At 34.3% G+C, this 21,462-nt stretch carries 18 protein-coding genes; 7 read left to right on the top strand and 11 right to left on the bottom strand.

Going from position 1 to position 21,462, the window contains the following annotated elements; all coding sequences use genetic code 11:
• Positions 1 to 82 precede the first annotated feature (82 nt).
• From ACN0WY_RS10760 to ACN0WY_RS10735, 6 genes are read right to left on the bottom strand one after another with little or no spacing between them, the layout of a single operon-like run.
• Positions 83 to 1,687 (bottom strand): quinol:cytochrome C oxidoreductase, encoded by a 1,605-nt coding sequence (locus ACN0WY_RS10760; protein ID WP_417800351.1) that lies wholly within the window; start codon positions 1,685 to 1,687, stop codon positions 83 to 85.
• Between the two features lie 22 nt (positions 1,688 to 1,709).
• The gene (locus tag ACN0WY_RS10755) at positions 1,710 to 2,258 is read right to left on the bottom strand and encodes a cytochrome c (RefSeq protein WP_330487999.1); all 549 of its coding nucleotides are present in this window, start codon (positions 2,256 to 2,258) and stop codon (positions 1,710 to 1,712) included.
• A 9-nt stretch (positions 2,259 to 2,267) separates the two neighbouring features.
• The gene (locus ACN0WY_RS10750) at positions 2,268 to 2,795 is read right to left on the bottom strand and encodes a DUF3341 domain-containing protein (RefSeq protein WP_330487998.1); all 528 of its coding nucleotides are present in this window, start codon (positions 2,793 to 2,795) and stop codon (positions 2,268 to 2,270) included.
• Positions 2,785 to 4,185: an NrfD/PsrC family molybdoenzyme membrane anchor subunit gene (nrfD, locus tag ACN0WY_RS10745; protein ID WP_330487997.1), complete on the bottom strand. Its 1,401-nt coding sequence runs from the start codon at positions 4,183 to 4,185 to the stop codon at positions 2,785 to 2,787. Before nrfD ends, ACN0WY_RS10750 begins: the two co-directional genes overlap by 11 nt.
• A 27-nt stretch (positions 4,186 to 4,212) precedes the next feature.
• Positions 4,213 to 7,359, bottom strand: coding sequence for a TAT-variant-translocated molybdopterin oxidoreductase (locus ACN0WY_RS10740; protein WP_417800350.1), 3,147 nt, complete (start codon positions 7,357 to 7,359; stop codon positions 4,213 to 4,215).
• Between the two features lie 32 nt (positions 7,360 to 7,391).
• On the bottom strand, positions 7,392 to 8,684 hold the full coding sequence (locus ACN0WY_RS10735) for a c-type cytochrome (protein ID WP_330487995.1): 1,293 nt from the start codon (positions 8,682 to 8,684) through the stop codon (positions 7,392 to 7,394).
• A 214-nt stretch (positions 8,685 to 8,898) separates the two neighbouring features.
• Here ACN0WY_RS10735 and ACN0WY_RS10730 point away from each other — a divergent pair, with 214 nt between their 5' ends.
• Positions 8,899 to 9,261, top strand: a complete 363-nt coding sequence (locus tag ACN0WY_RS10730; protein ID WP_330487994.1) for an SPOR domain-containing protein — start codon at positions 8,899 to 8,901, stop codon at positions 9,259 to 9,261.
• A gap of 74 nt (positions 9,262 to 9,335) precedes the next feature.
• Here ACN0WY_RS10730 and ACN0WY_RS10725 read toward each other — a convergent pair whose 3' ends face one another.
• Together ACN0WY_RS10725 and ACN0WY_RS10720 are read right to left on the bottom strand one after the other, a co-directional pair.
• Positions 9,336 to 11,234: an amidophosphoribosyltransferase gene (locus ACN0WY_RS10725; RefSeq protein WP_330487993.1), complete on the bottom strand. Its 1,899-nt coding sequence runs from the start codon at positions 11,232 to 11,234 to the stop codon at positions 9,336 to 9,338.
• A gap of 79 nt (positions 11,235 to 11,313) precedes the next feature.
• Complete coding sequence (locus tag ACN0WY_RS10720; protein ID WP_417800349.1) at positions 11,314 to 12,240, bottom strand: PfkB family carbohydrate kinase; 927 nt, start codon at positions 12,238 to 12,240, stop codon at positions 11,314 to 11,316.
• Positions 12,241 to 12,432: 192 nt separating this feature from the next.
• Between ACN0WY_RS10720 and ACN0WY_RS10715 the strand changes: the two genes are divergently transcribed.
• From ACN0WY_RS10715 to ACN0WY_RS10690, 6 genes are all read left to right on the top strand, one after another.
• Entirely contained in the window at positions 12,433 to 12,858 is a 426-nt protein-coding gene (locus tag ACN0WY_RS10715) for a SufE family protein (protein WP_330487991.1), read from the top strand.
• A gap of 15 nt (positions 12,859 to 12,873) precedes the next feature.
• Positions 12,874 to 13,194: a DUF59 domain-containing protein gene (locus tag ACN0WY_RS10710; RefSeq protein WP_115899355.1), complete on the top strand. Its 321-nt coding sequence runs from the start codon at positions 12,874 to 12,876 to the stop codon at positions 13,192 to 13,194.
• Positions 13,195 to 13,253: 59 nt separating this feature from the next.
• On the top strand, positions 13,254 to 13,763 hold the full coding sequence (locus ACN0WY_RS10705) for a DUF2480 family protein (protein ID WP_330487990.1): 510 nt from the start codon (positions 13,254 to 13,256) through the stop codon (positions 13,761 to 13,763).
• Between the two features lie 33 nt (positions 13,764 to 13,796).
• Positions 13,797 to 14,747, top strand: a complete 951-nt coding sequence (locus ACN0WY_RS10700) for a DUF3078 domain-containing protein (protein WP_417800348.1) — start codon at positions 13,797 to 13,799, stop codon at positions 14,745 to 14,747.
• A gap of 79 nt (positions 14,748 to 14,826) precedes the next feature.
• Positions 14,827 to 15,666: a DUF3078 domain-containing protein gene (locus ACN0WY_RS10695; RefSeq protein ID WP_330487988.1), complete on the top strand. Its 840-nt coding sequence runs from the start codon at positions 14,827 to 14,829 to the stop codon at positions 15,664 to 15,666.
• 87 nt (positions 15,667 to 15,753) lie between these two features.
• Positions 15,754 to 16,827 carry a CNNM domain-containing protein gene (locus ACN0WY_RS10690; RefSeq protein ID WP_330487987.1) on the top strand — a complete coding sequence of 358 codons (1,074 nt, stop codon included), beginning with the start codon at positions 15,754 to 15,756 and terminating at the stop codon, positions 16,825 to 16,827.
• Positions 16,828 to 16,908: 81 nt separating this feature from the next.
• Here the strand turns inward: ACN0WY_RS10690 and ACN0WY_RS10685 are convergent, their stop codons facing one another.
• The 3 genes from ACN0WY_RS10685 to ACN0WY_RS10675 all read right to left on the bottom strand — a co-directional run bounded on the left by ACN0WY_RS10685 (position 16,909) and on the right by ACN0WY_RS10675 (position 21,229).
• A complete protein-coding gene (locus tag ACN0WY_RS10685; protein WP_417800347.1) occupies positions 16,909 to 19,635 on the bottom strand; it encodes a TonB-dependent receptor in 2,727 nt (908 codons plus the stop codon).
• A gap of 43 nt (positions 19,636 to 19,678) precedes the next feature.
• Complete coding sequence (locus ACN0WY_RS10680) at positions 19,679 to 20,413, bottom strand: energy transducer TonB (protein ID WP_417800346.1); 735 nt, start codon at positions 20,411 to 20,413, stop codon at positions 19,679 to 19,681.
• A 111-nt stretch (positions 20,414 to 20,524) separates the two neighbouring features.
• The gene (locus ACN0WY_RS10675; RefSeq protein ID WP_330487984.1) at positions 20,525 to 21,229 is read right to left on the bottom strand and encodes an energy transducer TonB; all 705 of its coding nucleotides are present in this window, start codon (positions 21,227 to 21,229) and stop codon (positions 20,525 to 20,527) included.
• Between the last annotated feature and the right edge of the window lie 233 nt (positions 21,230 to 21,462).

Here is a 21,462-nt window from a genome sequence, read left to right as displayed (position 1 = left end):
ACTTACTCCAATTGCAACTGCTATGAAAATATAAAATAAAGCGAGCATATTATCTAAACTATTTGTTTATTAATTCTTTTTATTAATGATGATTACTATCTTCTCCTCTGTGTTCGATATTATAGTAATGATAGGTTTCACTCTCGTGTAAATACGGGTTACCTTTTGGTACTGGATTTGCTTTTGCAAACGCACTGAAAGTAGCGAAGATAAATAATCCTGTAAAGAATAATAATCCACTAATTTCACCTACTCCGAATCCCCATTGACCACCAACTGTTCCTGGCATAACCATTACAAACAAATCGATATAGTGACCAGCTAAAATTACAACACCTCCTAAGATTACAAACCAAGGCATGCTCTTAAAATCACTGTTTATTAACAATAACACAGGGAAGATAAAGTTCATTCCAACCATTGCTAAAAATGGCACTTTATATTCGTTAAAACGCAATAAGAAATACGTAGTTTCTTCTGGCATATCTGCATACCATATTAACATGAACTGAGCAAACCATAAATACGTCCAGAATACAGAGAAACCAAACATAAATTTCGCTAAGTCGTGAATATGACTATCATTTACCAATGGTAAAACTCCTTTTGAACGTAGGTAAATAGTTACCATTGCGATTACTGTTAGTGCTGATACTAAGAAAGTAGCTAATACGTACCACCCAAATAATGTAGAGAACCAGTGTGGATCTATCGTCATGATCCAGTCCCAAGACATCATACTTTCAGTAATCATAAAGAAGAATAAGAAAATTACAGAAATATTATAGTTCTTCTTGTGTAATTTTAAATCTCCATTATCTTGTTTAATAGAGTTTCTTCTAATAATAAAAGTATAAGCATTCCATACTACTAAATAGAAAATACTTCTGATTAACCAACCTGGAGTATTTAAATACCATTTTTTACCATCTATGATGGAATCGTAGTTTGGACTCGTTGGATCAGTTACTCCCTCTCCCATCCAAGTAAATAGGTGATTCATGTGCATTGCTGTTACTATTAAGAATACCAACATAGCAAGACTTACATAGTGCAAGTTTGTTGTGATGGCCTCCATAACTCTAAATAACACAACAGACCATCCAGACTGTGCCACTCTTTGAGAAGCATAAAATGCTAGTACTAATAAGGTGATCCCTAAAGAGAATAATAAAGCAACATATAAGGCAGACCAAGGTCTATTTTGCATTTGATGCAAAGCGTGTTCTGCATGAGCAGCTCCATGATCTTCACCGTGAGCAGCTACTTCAGCGTGCGCTTCAGTTGTAGTTTCTGTATGAGCTTTATCCGCTACGTGTACAGCTGAACTATCTTGCGCTTGTGTGTTTTCTGTAGCTTCTTCTGAGTGTTCTTGCTCAGCATTGTGTGCTACTTCTTCAGTATGTGCAGCAGTACTATCTGCAACATGCGCTTCAGTTGTTGTATCTTCTTTGTGATTTTCAACTTCAACATGCTTTTCAACTTTAGCTTCACCTGCATGCTCCTCCTCAGTATGAGTTGTTGCTGCCTCATGACCACCTCCATGGTGTGCATCTTGTTTAGCTAAAATTTCCTTTGCTTCTTCTAATGTTTTAGGTGCTGAAAAGAAACTATAACCTGTTCCTAAAAGTCCTACAGCCATTAAAACAATAGCAAGCATTTTTAATTTTCCTGAAAACTGGTACATATCTTAACTATCTATTATAGACTTATTTTAATTCGCTTCTTAATTTTTCTACGTATTGTACAACTTGCCAACGCTCGTTGTACCTTAACTGTGATGCATGAGATCCCATTAAGTTTTTACCATACATAATTACATGATAAATATTTCCTGGAGTTAACTCTCTATCTGCGTAATTTGGGATACCGTTGAATTTATCTCTTTGAGATAATACTCCGTTACCATCACCTTTTGTTCCGTGACAAGAAGCACAGTAAATTCCGTATAGCTCTTTACCTTTTTCTAAGTTTGCCTCAGTTGTTGGTAGTGGATTTTTTAATTCAGCTTTTGCTTTTTCATACCCTTCATTAGTATCGGGAATGTCATAAGCTACTACACCGTTTCTATTTACAGTACCTGCAACAGGTAACTTGTTAACCATGTTTCCGTTTAAACCATCTGCACCATTTACATCATATGGTACAGAGACATACATATCGGGCATGTATTGTACTTGTGGTTTGCGTTTATCGTTACAAGAACTTAAGCTTGTTGCTACTACAGCTAAAGCGATAATTATTTTAAAACTCTTCATATCTCTTTATTAGTGCGTTTCTACTACGTTAATTTCTACAGCTCCTGTTGTTTCTAACAATGACACTAACTCTTCTTCATTTCCTTCAACAGGAATTTCCATTAAAAAGTGATCATCTGTAGTTCTTGGATCAGGATTTTCAGCTTCTTTAAATGGCCAAATCTTACTTCTCATGTAAAAAGTAATTACCATTAAGTGTGCTGCAAAAAACACTGTTAATTCGAATAAAATCGGAACGAAAGCTGGCATATTAGTAGCCCATGAAAAGTTTGGCTTTCCTCCAATATCTTGAGGCCAATCAGCAATCATAGTATACCATGTTAACCAAACTGCTACTGATAAACCTGTAATACCGTATAAAAAAGCAGTAATTGCTAAACGTGTTGGTGCTAAGCCCATTGCTTTGTCTAACCCATGAACTGGGAAAGGACAAAATACTTCTTCAATATGATGATTTTCTGCTTTTACTTTCTTAACGGCATCCATTAAGATATCATCATCATTATATAATGCGTGAATTACTTTATTAGTGCTCATTGTTCTCTTCTCTTGATTTTTTAAAATTCTCACCTGATGATTTCAAAATAGTCTTAATCTCTGCTGTAGGGATTACTGGGAAAGTTCTTGCATATAATAAGAATAATACAAAGAAGAATCCGATAGTTCCTATAAAGATACCTACGTCTACAAACGTTGGTTCAAAACGCCACCATGTAGACGGTAACTGTCCTTTACTTAATACAATTGCAATGATATCAAAACGCTCAAACCACATACCAATATTAATTACTATCGAGATTATAAAAGACCAGATAAAACTTCTTCTAATCTTTTTGATCCATAATAACTGTGGTGTGAAAATGTTACAAATTAATAACGACCAGAATGCCCATCCATAAGCTCCTGCTTCTGCACCAAACGATAAGTATGTGTAGTTTTCGTAAGGAGAACCTGTATACCATGCAATGAAGAACTCTGTTGCATAAGCTACTGCTACGATACCTCCTGTTAAGATGATAACGATGTTCATATACTCAACGTGTAAACGTGTAATATATGCTTCCATATTTGTAACCTTACGCATAATACCTAATAAGGTTTGTACCATGGCAAATCCTGAGAAAATTGCTCCTGCTACGAAATAAGGAGGGAAAATTGTTGAGTGCCATCCTGGGTTGATAGAAGTTGCGAAGTCCATCGATACAATTGTGTGTACAGAAAGTACTAATGGTGTTGCTAATCCTGCTAATACTAACGACACTTCTTCAAAACGTTGCCAGTCTTTTGCTCTACCTGACCATCCGAAAGATAATAGTGCATAAATTTTCTTTTGGAAAGGTTTAACAGCTCTATCACGAATCGTTGCAAAATCAGGTAATAAACCAGTCCACCAGAAAACTAATGATACCGATAAATAGGTAGAAATTGCGAATACATCCCATAATAACGGAGAGTTAAAGTTAACCCATAATGATCCGAATTGGTTAGGAATTGGTAATACCCAGTATCCGTTCCATGGACGTCCCATGTGGATAATTGGGAATAATCCTGCTTGGAATACCGCAAAGATTGTCATCGCTTCTGCAGAACGGTTAATTGCCATTCTCCATTTTTGACGGAATAGTAATAATACGGCAGAGATAAGTGTACCAGCGTGACCGATACCTACCCACCATACGAAGTTGGTAATATCCCATGCCCAGCCGATGTTTTTACTTAATCCCCAAACACCAATACCTGTTCCTACGGTGTAGAAGATACATCCAAATCCCCATAACATTGCTGCTAAAGAGATATAGAATGCTATATACCAATTTTTGTTTGCTTTCCCTTCAATAGGTCTAGCAATATCTTCAGTAATATCATGGTAACTCTTGTTACCAAGTATTAAAGGTTCTCTATAAGATGATTCGTAATGAGACGACATAAATCTATATACTTATTAATTTTACTATTAAGCTTCGTTTGTATTTCTTACTTTCACTTGATACACTACGTTTGGTTTTGTACCAATATAATCTAACACGTGGAAAGCTCTTTTATCTTCTTTTAACGCTGTAACTGTATCTTCTGAGTTGTTTATATCTCCAAATACCATAGCTCCAGTTGAACAAGCAGATGAACATGCTGTTTCAAACTCATCTTTATTAACAGCTCTACCTTCTTTCTTAGCTTTTAAGATAGTAGCTTGCGTCATTTGGATACACATAGAACATTTTTCCATAACTCCACGAGAACGAACAACTACATCTGGATTTAACACCATTTTTCCGTATTCATTGTTCATATTGAAGTCAAACTCATTGTTTTCAGCATAGTTAAACCAGTTGAAACGACGAACTCTATATGGACAGTTGTTTGCACAGTAACGAGTACCTACACAACGGTTATATGCCATTTGGTTTTGACCTTGACGACCGTGTGATGTTGCTGCTACCGGACATACTGTTTCACATGGTGCGTGATTACAGTGCTGACACATCATAGGTTGGAAAGCAACCTGTGGGTTTTCAGCAGGATTTTCTAAAGCATCAAATAAATCTCCTTTGCTTAACTCTAATACTTTTTCAGTATAACGTCTTTCAACTTCTTGGTTAGCTATGTTTGGATTTTGAGCTTTAAACTCTTCCATCGTCATTTTAGCATCGTGTTGCTTATCTTCTACAGTAGAAGAGTAGTAACGATCAATACGTAACCAAGCCATATCTCTACCAACTCTCATTTCATCTTTACCAACAACTGGAACGTTGTTTTCTGCGTGACATGCAATAACACATGCTCCGCAACCTGTACAAGATGTTAAATCGATAGATAAGTTAAAGTGGTGTCCTAAACTTCTATCATGCTCATCCCATAAGTCGATTTTACTTCCTTCAACTTCTTGATGATCATAAGAAACCATAAATGGTTTATTCCAAGTATGCTTAGGATCTAATTTTTTATCGTTTACTTCTTTTAATGAAGCTTCTCTCAAAATATCGTGACGACCAGCTAGAGTACTTTGTACTTGCATACAAGCAAACTTGTGCCATCCTGAAGCTTTTTCTATAGAAACATTGTATTGTACATTGTTTCCGTTTTGGTAGAAAGGATAGGCATTAATACCTACTTGCATTTCTGACTTTAACCCTTGAGTTCTACCGTAACCTAACGCTAAACCTACTGATCCTTTTGCTTGACCTGGTTGGATGATTACTGGAATTTTGTTTATTGTAACTCCATTAACTGTTACATTCGCATAGTTACCATCAATAGCACCGTTATCTTTTACCGGGTTTTCAAAACCTAATTCTTTCGCATCTGCCATAGAAACGGTTAAGTAGTTATCCCAAGAAGCACGTGTAATTGGATCTGGTAATTCTTGTAACCATGGGTTGTTTGCTTGTTTACCGTCTCCTAAAGCTGTTGATGAATATAAGTTTAATTCGAATCCTGAAGCATTGTTAGCGTTTCTTACTAATTGTACTGCTGCTGCATTTACATCTGCTGTAGATTCAAAAGCCATTTCTTCTTCTACAGTAACATTTTCAGCTTTAAAGAATCCATCATGTAAAGCTTGATTCCATGAAGCTCCTCCTAATACATTAGTACTCCAAAACTCTTTTAAAGTGTCATAGTAGTTTACTGTACTTCCAGACCACTTTAATAACACATCTTGAACCTGACGTGTATTAAATAATGGTTGTATCGTTGGTTGCATTAAACTATAAACACCTTGTTTTGCCATAACATCTCCCCAACTTTCTAAGTTATGAGGTGCTGGCAATGTATATTGTGTAGCATTAGCTGTAGCATCATCTTGAGTAGATAAAGCAACAGATAACTTTAAGTTTTTAATTCCTTCTGCTAAATCAGCTGCATTTGACAATGAGTATAAAGGATTTACATTATAAGTAATTAAACCTTTTACTTTTCCTCCTTTAACGTCTGCTACTAATTGAGCCACTTGAGTATCGTTACCTTGGCGTTTTAAGTTCACTGCCTTCGTATCGATTACTTCACTATTTAACGCGTTGTTAATTGCTAAGGCAATTAATTGAGCATTTTTATCATTTAAACCAGTAACAACAACTCCTTTTGAACCTGCTTTTTTAAGGTCTTTAGCTAATTGCTTTACCTCTGCATCAAAAGCTGTTGCTTTTGAAGGAAGATTACTTCCTGTTACTTCGTTGTATAAGTTTATTAAAGCGAAAACCTGTTCAGAAGGCTTAGCAACTATTCTTTTATCAGCATTTGCTCCTGCTAAAGACATGTTACTTTCTATTTGAACATGGTAAGACATTTTACCAGTTTCTACTCTACGACCATCTGCATACGATTTTTCGTATCCACCTTGCCAATCTCCTAAGAAATCTGCTCCAATAGATGCGATTACTGCTGCCTTGCTAAAATCGTAATCTGGTAATGCTCTTTTACCATACATAGCTTCAAAAGCATCTGCAGCTGCACTTTCAGAAATCGCATCATACACTACATGCTTAACATTTGGATAAGCTGTAATAAAATCTGCAATTACTTTTTCAGTAGAAGGACTCGCTAAAGTTCCTGTTAATAACACTACTGGTTCATTAGCATCTTTTAATTCGTTTAATTTTGCTATAATTTCTTTATCTGCATATTCCCAAGAAATTTGAGTTTCTCCTTCTCTAGGTTCTTTTAAACGTAATTTCTCATCGTATAATGATAAAACTGATGCTTGAGTACGTGCGCTAGTAACTCCTCCTGCCTCTTTATTTGGCATGATTTGAATTGGACGCCCTTCGCGTGTTTTTACTAATACGTTTGCAAAATCAAAACCATCTGCAATTGTAGTTGCGTACCAATCAGCAACACCTACTACGATATCATTAGGTTGCACTACATAAGGAATTGATTTTCTTACTGGACCTTCACAAGCTGCTAAAGAAGCTGCTGCTGTGGTAAATCCAACATATTTCAAGAAATCTCTACGTGAAGTTGATGATGTTTCTAAGGTTTCTTTGTCGCCTAAAAATTCATCTGTAGGAATATCTTGTACAAACTCATTATTACGTAGCGTTTCAACAATAGAACTACCTTTTAGTTCTTCAACACTTTGCCAGTATTTTTTGTTTGAAGCCATTTATATATGTGTTTTTCTACTTTCTAAATTGATTAATAGTGGCACTTACCACACTCTTTTCCTCCTAATTGCGCAATAGTTACTTGCTCAACACCGTACTTTTTAGCTAACTCTTCATGAATTTTAGCATAGTACTCATTACCTTTTAAGTCAACCTTAGTCGCCTTATGACAATCGATACACCAACCCATTGTTAATGGTGAGTATTGATATACTTCCTCCATTTCTTCAACAGGTCCATGACATTTTTGACAAGCTACACCTCCAACTGTTACGTGTTGTGAGTGGTTAAAATATGCAAAATCTGGTAAGTTATGAACTCTAACCCATTTAACTGGCTTAGTATTTCCTGTGTACTCTAATTTATCTGCATCCCAACCTGCTGCTTCATAAATCTTAGCGATTTCTTTATCTAAATCTGCTTTTACTAGTGTATGATCGTCCATTACCACTTTAGTATCATCCGCAACTTCTGAAATATTCTTATGACAGTTCATACAAACATTCACTGAAGGAATTCCAGATGTTTTGCTGTGCTTAGCAGACGAGTGACAGTATTGACAATCAATCTTATTATCTCCTGCGTGAATTTTATGTGAAAAGGCAATTGGTTGAATTGGTTGATAATTTGTATCAACACCAACTTTAAACAAGGTACCAAACAAGAAATAAGCAGCTACTAAAGCTCCGAAAATCACGGTTAACACTTTTAAGAAAGTATTCTGTTTAATTCCTTGCCATAACTCAGCAGTTTGCCCCATTAAACCTGGAGTTTTTGGAGCACCTTTTAACTCACTAATAGTTTTTAATAAACTACCAATAATTAAAAACGCTACAACAATTGCCGCAGCTAATATATAAATCAACCACTTAGGTGCCTGATCTCCCTGAGGCTGACCAGCAACTTCAGCTCCTGCAGCAGCAGCTGTCTTCATTTCACCAACAGTTGTATAATAAAGAATATCATCAATGTTTTGATCTGTTAACTGCGGAAAAGCAGTCATGTTAGAACCGTTATACTCTTCAAAAATAGCAATTGCATCTTTGTCTCCAGATGCTCTAAGCTCAGCATTGTTCTTAATCCATGCCTTTAACCATTCGTTAGTTCTTTTTTCTTCTACTCCAGCTAACGCAGGACCTACAAGTTTTTTATCTAACTTGTGACAAGAAGCACAAAGAGATTTAAATAATTTCTTTCCTTCTTTTTGACGCGCTTCGTCAATATCTTGTGAAAACGCGGAAGAACTTACTAAGAAAACTAAAAAGAAAGCTAAACTCCTTACTAGAGTTTTGGTTAATCTACTGTGATGATTCACACTTTTCATACTATAAAATATAAGTTTTGTATCTATTTTGGTACAATTTTTTCTGTTACACTATTAAAAAACAGCACACAGAAAGTTGCACAAAAGTACTACTTCTGTCTAAATTGTGAAATGTTAAGAGAATCCTAATCTATAATTTATAACAATTCTAAATAAACTACATTAACAATGTATTAACTAACAAGTCGTTACTTTTGTAAAAAGATTCAACAAAATGAAAAAATACAGCATCTTAATCACCTTTTTATTCATTATTACGGGTAGTGTTTTTAACGTAAAAGCGCAGGACAAACTTACTGATAACAAAGACATTATTTCGTTGATAGAAAAAAAACGTACCTATAACAAAAATAACGGAAGTGGATATAGAATCCAACTATATAACGGACTAGAAAAACGGGCTAGAAGCTTGCGTAATAGATTTAAAATTGAGTACCCTGATGTTTTTACTAAACTAACTTACAAAGCTCCAGAGTGGAAAATACAAGTAGGTAATTATAAAACACGCTTACATGCTGACAGAGCTCTGAATGAAATCCGTGAAAAATTCTCTGGTGCCATTGTGGTTCCTATGTAAATCAATAAACAGGTGTAAAAAAAAAAGAGTGATGGTATACCATCACTCTTTTTTTTTACAGAACTTATTAATTATTAATAAGCTCTTTTATCATTTCCTTCATAGAAATTAATAAATGCCTGATTTACTACTCTATGTCCTCCATCAGTTGGGTAATTACCTGTAAAATACCAATCTCCTAAATTATCTGGACACGCTTTGTGCAACCCACTTACTGGCTGGAAAATCACCTCTACGTCAGCTTTTATTTCGGCAGTTTTTAGCATTTGCGCAATCTTTGCAGAAACTTCTTCATCTGTAAATGGCGCATAAATTTCTTTAACGTAGTTTACCACGTCTTTATCCTCACTACCTTCTTGCTGTTTACACTTTTGATACACTTCATCAACAATATGATATTGATTGGTTTCTTGTAACAACTCTAAAGCAGCTTTAAATGCTATGAAATCGTTAATCTTAGCCATGTCAATACCATAACAATCTGGATAGCGTATTTGAGGCGCAGAAGAAACTACTACTATCTTCTTAGGGTTCAATCGATCTAAGATCTTAATAATACTTTTCTTCAAGGTAGTACCTCTTACGATACTATCATCAATAATAACCAAATTATCTGTTGGCTTTACCACCCCGTAAGTTACATCATAAACATGTGCTACTAAATCGTCGCGACTACTATCATCAGTAATAAACGTACGTAGCTTTGCATCTTTAATTGCTATTTTTTCAAAACGTGGTCTTTTAGAAAGAATTTCAATTACTCTTTCTTTTGAAAGCTTTCCTTCACCTGCTAAGATTGCCTCTGTTTTTTGTTGGTTCAATACATCTTCAGCAGCCTCCATCATTCCGAAAAACGATGTTTCCGCAGTATTAGGAATATAAGAAAACACTGAGTTTTCTATATCTTTATTAATAGATTTTAAAACCTCAGGAAACACGTACTTTCCTAGGTTTTTACGCTCTTCGTAAATTGAGGCATCGCTTCCTCTTGAAAAATAAATACGCTCAAAAGAACATGCTTTTTTGGGTCTCTCTTCTAAAACCGGAGCCATAGTTGTTTGACCATCTTTCTTAATAATCAACGCATGACCTCTATCGATTTCTTTAATTGCATCAATCGGCACATTGAATACTGTTTGAATCACTGGTCGTTCTGAAGCAACCACGACTACTTCGTCGTCTTCATAAAAGAATGCTGGACGAATTGCAGAAGGATCACGTAATACAAAAGCATCTCCATGCCCTAATAGTCCCGCCATTGCGTAACCACCATCCCAGTTTTTAGCTGAACGTTGTAAAATTCGTTGAATATCTAGATTTTCTTCTATATAAGGCGAAGCATCTTTTTTATTAAACCCTTCTTCCTTAGCTTTTAAGTACAAATCAGAAACTTCTGATTCTAAAAAATGACCAATTTTTTCCATTACAGTCACCGTATCGGTAAACTCTTTTGGGTGCTGCCCTAAGTCAATTAAATCTTTTAATAATTGCTTGGAATTTGTCATGTTAAAGTTCCCAGCAACAATTAAACTCTGGTGTTTCCAGTTACTTTGACGCAAGAAAGGATGCACACTCTCTATAGAGTTTTTACCAAAAGTTCCATAACGAACATGCCCTAAAAACAAATTACCGATGTACGGTACATTTTCCTCTTGCCATTTTACATCATCAACCTTCTCTGGATGTTCTTCAAAAACTCCGTTAATTCTTTGGTTAATTTTACCGAAGATATCTTGAATTGGCTGTGATTGATTGGAACGAATTCTACTGATATATCTTGTTCCAGGCTCTACATTAAATTTGATACTTGCTAATCCAGCACCATCTTGTCCTCTGTTGTGCTGTTTTTCCATTAGCAAATACATTTTATTCACACCATAAAACGCAGTACCATATTTGTCTTTATAGTATTGTAATGGTTTTTTTAAACGAACCATTGCAATTCCGCATTCATGTTTAATAGCGTCACTCATGTAATTTCAAGTATTTAGTTGTGTTGTGGTTTTGTGTATTGTATAAAAAAATCCGCAGCAAAAAGCGCGGATTGATAGTTTATGATAATGCTATATCAAATTGGGTTAATTCTTTAAAGGCATTTAAACGTGCTTGTACCTCTTCGTTAGTTAACGTTTCCATACGTTGTGTTCCGAATTTCTCAACACAGAACGATGCTAAGTTAGATCCGTAAATAATTGCACTCTTCATATTTTCAAATGAAATATCTGCTGTTTTCGCTAAATATCCACAAAAACCTCCAGCGAAAGTATCTCCTGCTCCTGTAGGATCAAATACTTCTGCTAATGGCAATGCTGGCGCAAAGAACATATTCCCTTCATTGAATAATAAAGCTCCGTGCTCTCCTTTTTTAATGACCACATATTTTGGCCCCATTTCATGAATTTTCTTTGCTGCATTTACCAAAGAGTACTCTCCACTTAATTGGCGAGCTTCTTCATCGTTAATTGTAATAACATCTACACGCTTTAAAACTTCATGTAAATCATTCAGTGCTATATCCATCCAAAAGTTCATAGTATCTAATACTACTAACTTCGGTCTCTCATTCATTTGATCTAAAACCGACGCTTGGGTTAATGGATGTAAATTACCTAACATTACAATTGGCGCATCTTTAAACGATTCTGGAACCACTGGCTGAAAGTGCTCTAATACGTTTAACTCTGTTACTAAAGTATCACGAGAATTCATATCGTTATGGTATTTTCCACTCCAAAAGAATGTTTTTCCTTCTTTTACGATCTCCACTCCGTCGGTATTAATCCCTTTTTCGTTCATCATATCTAAATATGATTGTGGAAAATCTCCACCTACTACAGAAACTACTCCTGTTTCTACTCCAAATTGTGAAGCTGCCAATCCAACAAAAGTTCCTGATCCTCCTAAGATTTTATCAGTTTTTCCAAATGGTGTTTCTATAGCGTCAAATGCTACGGTTCCTACTGCTAATAATTTACTCATAACTCTACTTAATATCTCTTCTACAGAAGAAATGTATTTATTTCATTAAGCCTCTATAAACTACTAAGACTTAAAATTTTACTAATTCTACTCATTAAGGCTTAAACTCTCATGTCAACTGCCTTTTTTATCGTAATTTTGCGTCTTTAATTAAAAACGGTCTTTTTGACTTTGCAAAAATAGTTTTAAAAAATGACTATCAAAGAAATACAAGAAGAAATTATTGACGAGTTTTCGATGTTTGACGACTGGATGGAGCGTTATGAGTACATTATTGAGCTAGGTAAATCGCTACCGTTAATAGACGAAGCATACAAATTAGATGAAAACCTAATTAAAGGATGTCAATCGAAAGTATGGTTGCATTCTGAGTTAAAAGGTGACACAATTGAGTTTACTGCCGATAGTGATGCCATATTAACAAAAGGAATTGTAGCTTTATTATTGAGGGTGTTTTCTGACCAAACACCTAAGGCTATTTTAGACGCCGATACTGACTTTATTGATGAGATTGGTTTAAAAGAACATTTAAGCCCTACGCGTGCTAATGGATTAGTATCGATGGTAAAACAAATAAAAATGTATGCGATTGCGCAACAAAGCAAATTAGCAACTTAAAAGAAGTTTAGAATTATGACTGAAGATAAATTAGAAGAATTAGGAGATAAAATAGTTCGTGTATTAAAAACAATTTTCGACCCTGAAATACCTGTTGATATATATGAGCTAGGTTTAATTTATGATGTTTTTATATCAGAAGAGAATGATGCTAAAATATTAATGACATTAACTTCTCCTAACTGTCCTGTTGCTGAAACATTACCTGTTGAAGTAGAAGAAAAGGTAAAAACTTTGAAAGAAATCAATAACTGTGAGGTTGAGATTACTTTTGATCCTACTTGGACTCAAGATATGATGAGTGAAGAAGCTAAATTAGAATTAGGAATGCTATAAGGCTTTTAATGTAACTATTAAAAACACAAGGCGTACAACTTTAAACTTTTCAACTAAATATGGCAGAAGAAATTATAAATAGAGTTGCTAATAGCAAACTTACTACGATAGATTTAGAAGATTTTTACCCTAAAGGCAAGCGTGTAGTGTTTGATATTAAAAATTGGTTGTTTGAAGAATTGATTCTTCGTGAAAAAGATTTTAGAGAATCTGTAAAAAATCATGACTGGACTCAATACCAAGGCAACTATATTTCCTTAACTTGTTCTTCTGATGCGATTATTCCTTCTTGGGCCTATCTTTTATTGACTACTGAACTTACTCCTTTTGCTAAAAAAGTGGTAGTTGGCGACTTAACATTATTAGAAACTGTAATATATCAAGAGATAATTCACAAGCTAGACACTTCTGAGTATAAAGACAAACCTGTAATAATTAAAGGCTGTGCAAACAAGCCTATACCTCCATCAGCATATACTTTATTAATTGAAAAAATCAACCCTGTAGCAAAAACCATCATGTTTGGTGAAGCTTGTTCAACAGTACCGCTTTATAAGAGAAAAAGATAATTAAACTCATAGAACTCCTCAATTTAATTACCAATGAAAAAACTGTTCTTAATCTTATTTTCTTGTTGCTCTTTTTCTATAGTTTCTCAAGAAACTAAAAAAGATAGTATATCTACTCTAGGTTTAACTAATTCACCATTAGATACCGGTTTTGCTTCTTTTGTAGTAAACTATCGGGTGTTTGCTGAACCTTTAGTAAAGAAAAACCCACCAAAAAAATGGACTGTTGTTGGAAAGTATACTTTTCTTTTCAATCAATCGTCTTTTTCTAATTGGGCTGCAGGGGGAAATAACACCGTTGCTGGAAACATGACACTTGGTTATGATTTTAACTACAAGAGAAAAAAATGGAACTGGGATAATAAAGTTATTTCTGCTTATGGTTTAAGCTATGTAGATGGTCAAGGAGTCAGAAAAACAGAAGATCAGTTTGAATACAACTCTTTATTAGGATTAAGGACTTCTAAACTTTGGTTTTTTTCTTTTTTTAGTAACTTTAAAACACAATACACCAAAGGTTATGACTACAAACAAGAGCCCAAAGTAGCGGTTTCAGACTTCTTTTCTCCAGCATACTGGAGTTTTGGTCCTGGTATGCTATGGAAGCGGAATGATGATGCTCGAATAAACATTGCACCTGCAACAGCTCGTTACACATTTGTTTCCAATCAATTTTCTGGTAAATACGGTGTAGATGAAGGCAAGAATACCAATTTCAGTTTAGGTTTCAATTTATCTGCTTATTTTAAAAGTAAAATAATGGAAGATGTAACTATGGAGAGTATCGTAGCGGTGTATTCAGATTATTTGAACAAACCTCAAAATATTGATATTGATTATCAGTTAAACATCTTTGTTAAAATTAATAAAAACCTATCTACTAATCTTGGTTTGCATGCCATTATAGACGACGATGCTTCTAGTAGAATCCAATTTAAAGAAGTGTTTGGTCTTGGTTTAAATTATATTTTTCATAAGACGTGACTTTTGGCGTAATGTTATTGTCTAACCCCTAGGTTAAGCGTACATTCGCGCCCTCAAAAATTAATTTAAAACTATTAAAATGAAAAAATTATTAGCTATTGCTGTTTTGTTTGGAGCACTAACAGTTAACGCTCAAGAAGAAAAAAAAGAAGAACCTAAAGAGGGATGGAAAAGAAGCGGTAACATCTCTTTTCTATTCAATCAATCCGCTTTTAATAATTGGTTAGCTGGAGGTACTAATAACATTTCTGGTACTATTGGGTTAAACTATGATTTTAACTATACTAAAGGTGATTGGACTTGGGATAATAAACTCATTGCTTCTTACGGTTTAACAAAATTAAAAGGGGAAGCAATGCAAAAAACGGATGACCGTTTAGAATTAAGCTCTTTAGCGGGTAAAAAAGCTAGTGGATACTGGTATTACTCTGCTTTTTTCAATTTTAAAACTCAGATGTCTTCTACTTATGTTTCTGGTGAGCAAACATCTCATTTCTTTTCACCAGCTTATTTCCAATTCGGACCAGGTATGTTATGGAAAAAGGATGACAATTTAAAAGTAAACATTGCTCCTGCAACTTCTAAGTTAATTTATGTACATAAGCACTTGACTGACTTGGGACCTGCTTTTGGAGTAGCTCAAAACGAAACAACCCGTTATGAACTAGGTGCTGCGGTTAACGCTTATTACAAATTAGAGGTTATGAAAAATGTATCTGTTGAAAACATCTTAAACTTATACAGTAACTACCTTGAAGATTTTCAAAATGTGGACATTGACTATACCGTTAACGTGGTAATGAAAGTTAACAAATATTTATCTGCGAATCTTTCTATGCAAGCAATTTATGACGACAATGCCTTTACAGGTTTTCAAACTAGGGAGGTATTTGGTTTAGGAGTAAATTACGGTTTCTAGAAAAAAAATTAAACATAATAGTTAAACCTCAGGAACATGTTCTTGAGGTTTTCTTTTTTACGTATTTTAGCCCCAAAAACCTAACAAATGACTTTATTAATTGTTTATGCCACTTTATCTATATTTTTCTCTTTCTTATGCTCTATATTAGAAGCTGTTCTACTAAGTGTTACCCCTACTTTTGTAAATGTTAAAAAGAAAGAAGAAAAAGCTTACGCAAATGATCTTGAAGCCTTAAAAAAAGATGTAGACAAACCTCTTATTGCCATCTTAACGGTAAATACAATTGCTCATACCGTGGGAGCTATCTTAGTTGGTGCTCAAGCAAAGAAAATATTTAGTGATGAAGGAAACGGCGTTTTTATAGTTTCTGCTATAATGACTATTTTGATTTTAGTCGCATCTGAAATTATTCCTAAAACTATTGGTGCAACTTACTGGAAATCTTTGGCTGGCTTTACAACTAAAGCCTTAAATATATTGATTTTCTTTTGTAAATACACCGGTATTATATGGGTACTACAACTATTTACAAAGCTATTTGGCAAAGGAGCTCATGGAGAAAGTGTTTTAAGTAGAGAAGACTTTTCTGCTATGACAGATATTGCTGAGCAAGAAGGTGTTTTTCATGAAAGTGAAGGTAAGGTAATTAGAAACATGCTAAACTTTAAAGAAGTTCAGGCGAAACACATTATGACCCCTCGTACGGTACTGACTACTGCTGATGAAAACCAAAGCATTGAATCTTTTTTTAATGAAAACAGGCCTTTGCGTTTTTCTAGAATACCTGTATATGCTGAAAACCCAGATAATATAACTGGATATGTTTTAAAGGATCAACTATTACTTTCTTTGGTTGATAACAAAGGAAACGAACCTTTAAAAACAATTAAACGTGAAATTATAATAGCCAGTAGAGAATTATCTATTCCTAATTTATTTGAAAAACTAATTGAACAACGAGAACACTTAGCTTTAGTTGTAGATGAATACGGAGCTGTTAGTGGTTTAGTTACTCAAGAAGATGTTATAGAAACGCTTTTAGGCTATGAAATAATGGACGAAAGTGATAATGTAGCAAATCTACAGAGCCTAGCTAGAAAAAGCTGGGAACAACGTGCAAAACGATTAGGAATCATTAACGATTCTGAAAATGAATAGCAAATCTTACGAACTTGTAAAATAAAAAAGCGAGGTGAAAATAATTCACCTCGCTTTTTTATTTTACTGTAAGCTGTGTTTCTAGTCATTAATTGTCCAAGAAACATAGTACATAGAACCAATTAATCCTGATCCAGGTGCTACCATATATTCATTCCCTGTTAGGTTAGTTCCTCCTACTTTAAATCTTGATTTAATAGCAGGTACTCTATAGTTTATTTGCGCATCTAATACCGTTCTTGCATCTACTGTATCATCTAAGAAGCTTGACTGCCAATAAAACTCATCTTGCCATCTTAAGTTCACGTTAAATCCGAAGTTTTTAAATAAGTTAGGATTTCCAAACATTACTTTTACTTGATGCTCTGGAGTATTAAATCCTGCTTTAAAAGTTGGATCTTCACTTTGGTCAAAAATTAATTTTGAATATGTGTAGTTAGCTCCTAAGTTAAACGTCTTGAATACCTTTGTATTCAATCCTACACCTACACCATACGAGTCTACATTCGCAGCTGTATTTGTATTAAGAACAAACGATGTATAATCCCCATTATTAATTGCTGCATCTGCTTGTGCATCTGGTGTTCCATCAGCTTCTAAAGCTCCATAATTCGCTACAATAGCATCTTTGAACGCTACAAAATCATTATACTGGTTGTAGTAACCATTGATGTCTAATTCTAATATATTTCTACTATTTAAGTCGATGATACTTCTATATCCAACTTCGTAAGAAGTAACCTTTTCTGGTTTTATAGGATTCACATCTAATTTTACTCTATTATCTCTTCCAACTAAAGCATTTCCAAAAGCTTGTCTACCAGTAATTACACTAGTAGAACCATCTTGATTAACTACTGTAGTAGAGAAACGATCTAAGTTTTCTTGTGAGGTTCCTAAAATATACTTGCTAGGTCCTGAACGCAACCCGAAGTATTGTTCTAAAGTACTAGGGTTTCTAAATCCTGTTTGATAAGATGCTCTTAAAATATGGTTTTTTGATTCTCCTAAAGAATAGTTTAACGCTACCCTTGGTGAGAAGTTCCCTTCAAAGTTTTTAGATTTATCATAACGAACAGATCCTGTAAATTTTAATCTATCATCTAAAAACTTCTTTTGAATTTGAGAATAAACCCCTACCATGTCGAATTCAATACTGCTATTTTCATCAGTAAATAAGGTTCCGTTTGAATTGATATCAAATTTACGATAAGAACCTCCTATCTGAATCTCTCCCCAACGAATGATATCTTTAAAGTTATAATTAGCATCAAAATGATAAAAAGAAGTTTCGTCTTTTATACCCGCTCCTCCTTTGTTTATTGGAGTATCAATCACCTCTTCTAAGGCTGTTTTAAATTCAGCCGATCCTGGTGTGTATCTGTTTCTATTGGCAAATCTTCTTGCATCTGCATCGTTAAGAGGTGTGAACCCAGGAACTGTTAAGGCTCCACTATATATGCCTGCATATTCTTGATACCAATTTTGAGTTGGATTATACTTTTCATTCAATGCAATGGCTGCAAATCGTAAATCGTGACTTTTTCCAGAATCATTACCAGTATAATAACCTCTTACAAAGAAGTTTTTCCCTATAAGTTCTAGTTTATACTGCTCAATAAAGTATCCTTTTTGAGAGAATCTATTGGTTCCTTGATAGGTATTATCTCCACGAGAAAAACGAGAATTTAATACAATTTCTAATGCGTCATTGGCCCATGGTCTGATATGTATAGATCCATCAAATTTTAGGTTATATCCATTATAATCTGTTAAGTCTGATTCATTATACCCTGTTCTACTAACATCTAAAGAAGGCAATGCTGGATTTAAATCATTTAGGTTAAAACTAAAATCATCTCCATATACATTTACACCATCATAGTCTGTATTGGTATTTCGATCTCCATCAGTTGCAGTTCCACCAATACCTGTCGTATTTCTAGTATCATCGGCATGCCATTCTTCAGCAGAGAAATAAGTAAAATTAGCTTTAGCAGCTACATAATCATTAAACTTATATGCCATACGAACCCCTACGTCATAAAAAGGATTGTTACCTGCTGCTTTTTGAGACATGCTTCCTGTTTTTATATAGGTACTAATACCGGCATCGTCAAAAGGATTTCTACTTCTCATTAACAAAATACCGTTAAAGGCATTTGCTCCATATAAGGCAGAAGAAGCTCCTGGAAGAATTTCAACATTTTTCACATCTAAATCGGAAAGCCCCATAATATTCCCTGCTGAGAAGTTTAGTGCAGGAATTGATGTTTCTACTCCATCTACTAATTGTACAAATCGAGTATTGTCGAAAGTAGAAAAACCACGAGAGTTTACAGATTTAAATCCGTAATTTGCTTCACGTGATTCGATTCCTTTTAAGTTGACTAATCCGTCATAAAACGAAACAGAAGTATTTCTTTTTATATCAACAATCCCCATTCTTTCAATAGTTACAGGAGATTCAATAACTCGTTCAGGTGATCTAGATGCTGAAATTACAACTTCGTCTAATGCTACACTTTCTTTTAAGATCACATTCACTTCTTGGTCTTGTGAAATAAGCTCTAGTACTTCTGTCTTGTATCCAAAAGCAGAAACTTGTATTGTTATGGGGTAAGTTGACGTAACTTGTAGTGTAAATTTCCCTTCAAAGTCGGAAACTGCTCTGGCCTCTCCTGAAAGAATTACTGCGTTTGGAAAGGGTTCCAAGTATTCGTCGTAAATTTTTCCATTTACTGTAGTTTGCGCATACATAGCCATACTACACACTACCAAAACTAGGAATAGTAGTTTTTTAAACATAATGTTTATTTTAATTGATTTGTATTAAGTTATTTTGAATTATTTACTCATCAAGAGCAAACATAATAGGGAATCCGTATTTTACAGAGGTTTCATCTCCTGACTTTTTTGCAGGTATAAACTGAGGTAACTGAGAAACTACTCGAACGGCTTCGTTGTTTAGCAATTCTCCGTTTTTAGGACCTAAAGTTTTGATATTCTTAACTTGGCCGTTTTTGTCTATGATAAAACGCACCCAAACTTCTCCTTGAATAGATTCTTTGACAGCCTGACTTGGATATCGGAAATGTTTTTGTATATGTTTTACCATTTCTACGTTAAAACAATCTAACCGCTCGTTTTTCTTTGCTTTTTTACATGCGGCAAACAAAGGAATCTTATCAACTGTAGTAAACTTCTCAGCTTTTCTTACTTCTTCTGCTGATAATTTACTTGTGATATTTTCAAGATTGTTTTTAAAAGTTAACGACTCGTTTAATGCTGTTTGAGGAGTGGTATTTTCTATTGCCGCAGTTCCTGCTCCTGATAGACCAGCAGCACTAGAAACAGCTTTCTTTTTTGAAATTTCTCTCTTTTTTAAATACCTTCTGTTAGCCGATACTTTTACAGAGATTTGTCGTGTCCCTTTATTTTTCTTGTCTTTTGGAGCAATTGTACATTTTGTTATACTATTTAAATCTACTAAAGACGCTTCAGGGGTTTCACATACTTCACGTTGTGACACAACATTAGTAGCATAAAAACAAACTAATGTAATAACTAAAATAATTTTTCTCATACCTAAGGGGTTTAACATTTTTCCAATCAACTAATTATCGTTTATTATTTGTGAAAAACATGGCGCGCAAAGGTATTCTTTTTTTTACAGAAAATAAATTATTTTAACACTCTAATATTCAGAGCTATTCAAACTAAAGTTCATAGGAAAACTATACGTTACACTTGTATTTTTCCCTTGTTGTTTTCCTGGGCTAAAATTAGGTAATAGTAATACGATTCTTTTTGCTTCCTTTTTTAAAATCTCATGTACATTTTGCCCTGCTGTTTTGATATCTGTTACTTTACCTGTTTCATCGATTACAAAGTTCACCAACACTTCTCCTTCTATACCCTTATCTAAGGCTTCATCAGGATATACCAGTGTATTTACTATATGTTTTTGCATTTCGTAATTAAAGCAGTCTACGCTATCCTTTGACGGATTATTACATGATAAAAACATAGGAATCTCATCGACAACATCAAAAGAAATTGCTTTTTTCTTCATCCTTTTTGTCAGTGGACTAATATCATACAAACGACATGTAGCTAAGTCATTTGTTATTGTCAGCTTTTCTTTTCTTGCTTCTATTCCTGTAGCCAAACTAATAACTTTTTCAAAGTAAATTCGTTTTCTTAAATGTCTTCTAGCAGAAATTGTAGTTATTGCAGCTGGTGTTTCTTCTATAAGCTTTTTTTCTTTTTTTTCTACTAAACACTTATCTACTACGTTTACATCTACTGAATGAAGATTTTCAGATGTACACTTCTCTTGTGCTACGGCAAATTGCAAGCCACAACACAGTAGTATGAGGGGAATTATATTTTTCATCATGATCTATTCAGATTAACACATGGTAACTCAAAAAAGAGCGGACATTTCATCTGGTCTTAAATTTTACACTTAAAACTTTGTGAATACTTGGTAAGTTAGCTGGTTAAATAAGGTTACACTATCGTTGTTTGACTTAAGCTTTCTTATAAACTGACTGATCTGGATAAAATCGTTTAAATTTTGTTGGTGAAGTTTTATTATTTTTCATTTTCAGGGGGATAAAATGGTTAAAA

The organism is Tenacibaculum sp. (assembly GCF_048269885.1).
Classification (GTDB): Bacteria; Bacteroidota; Bacteroidia; order Flavobacteriales; family Flavobacteriaceae; genus Polaribacter.
This window is presented reverse-complemented; position numbering and strand designations above follow the sequence as displayed.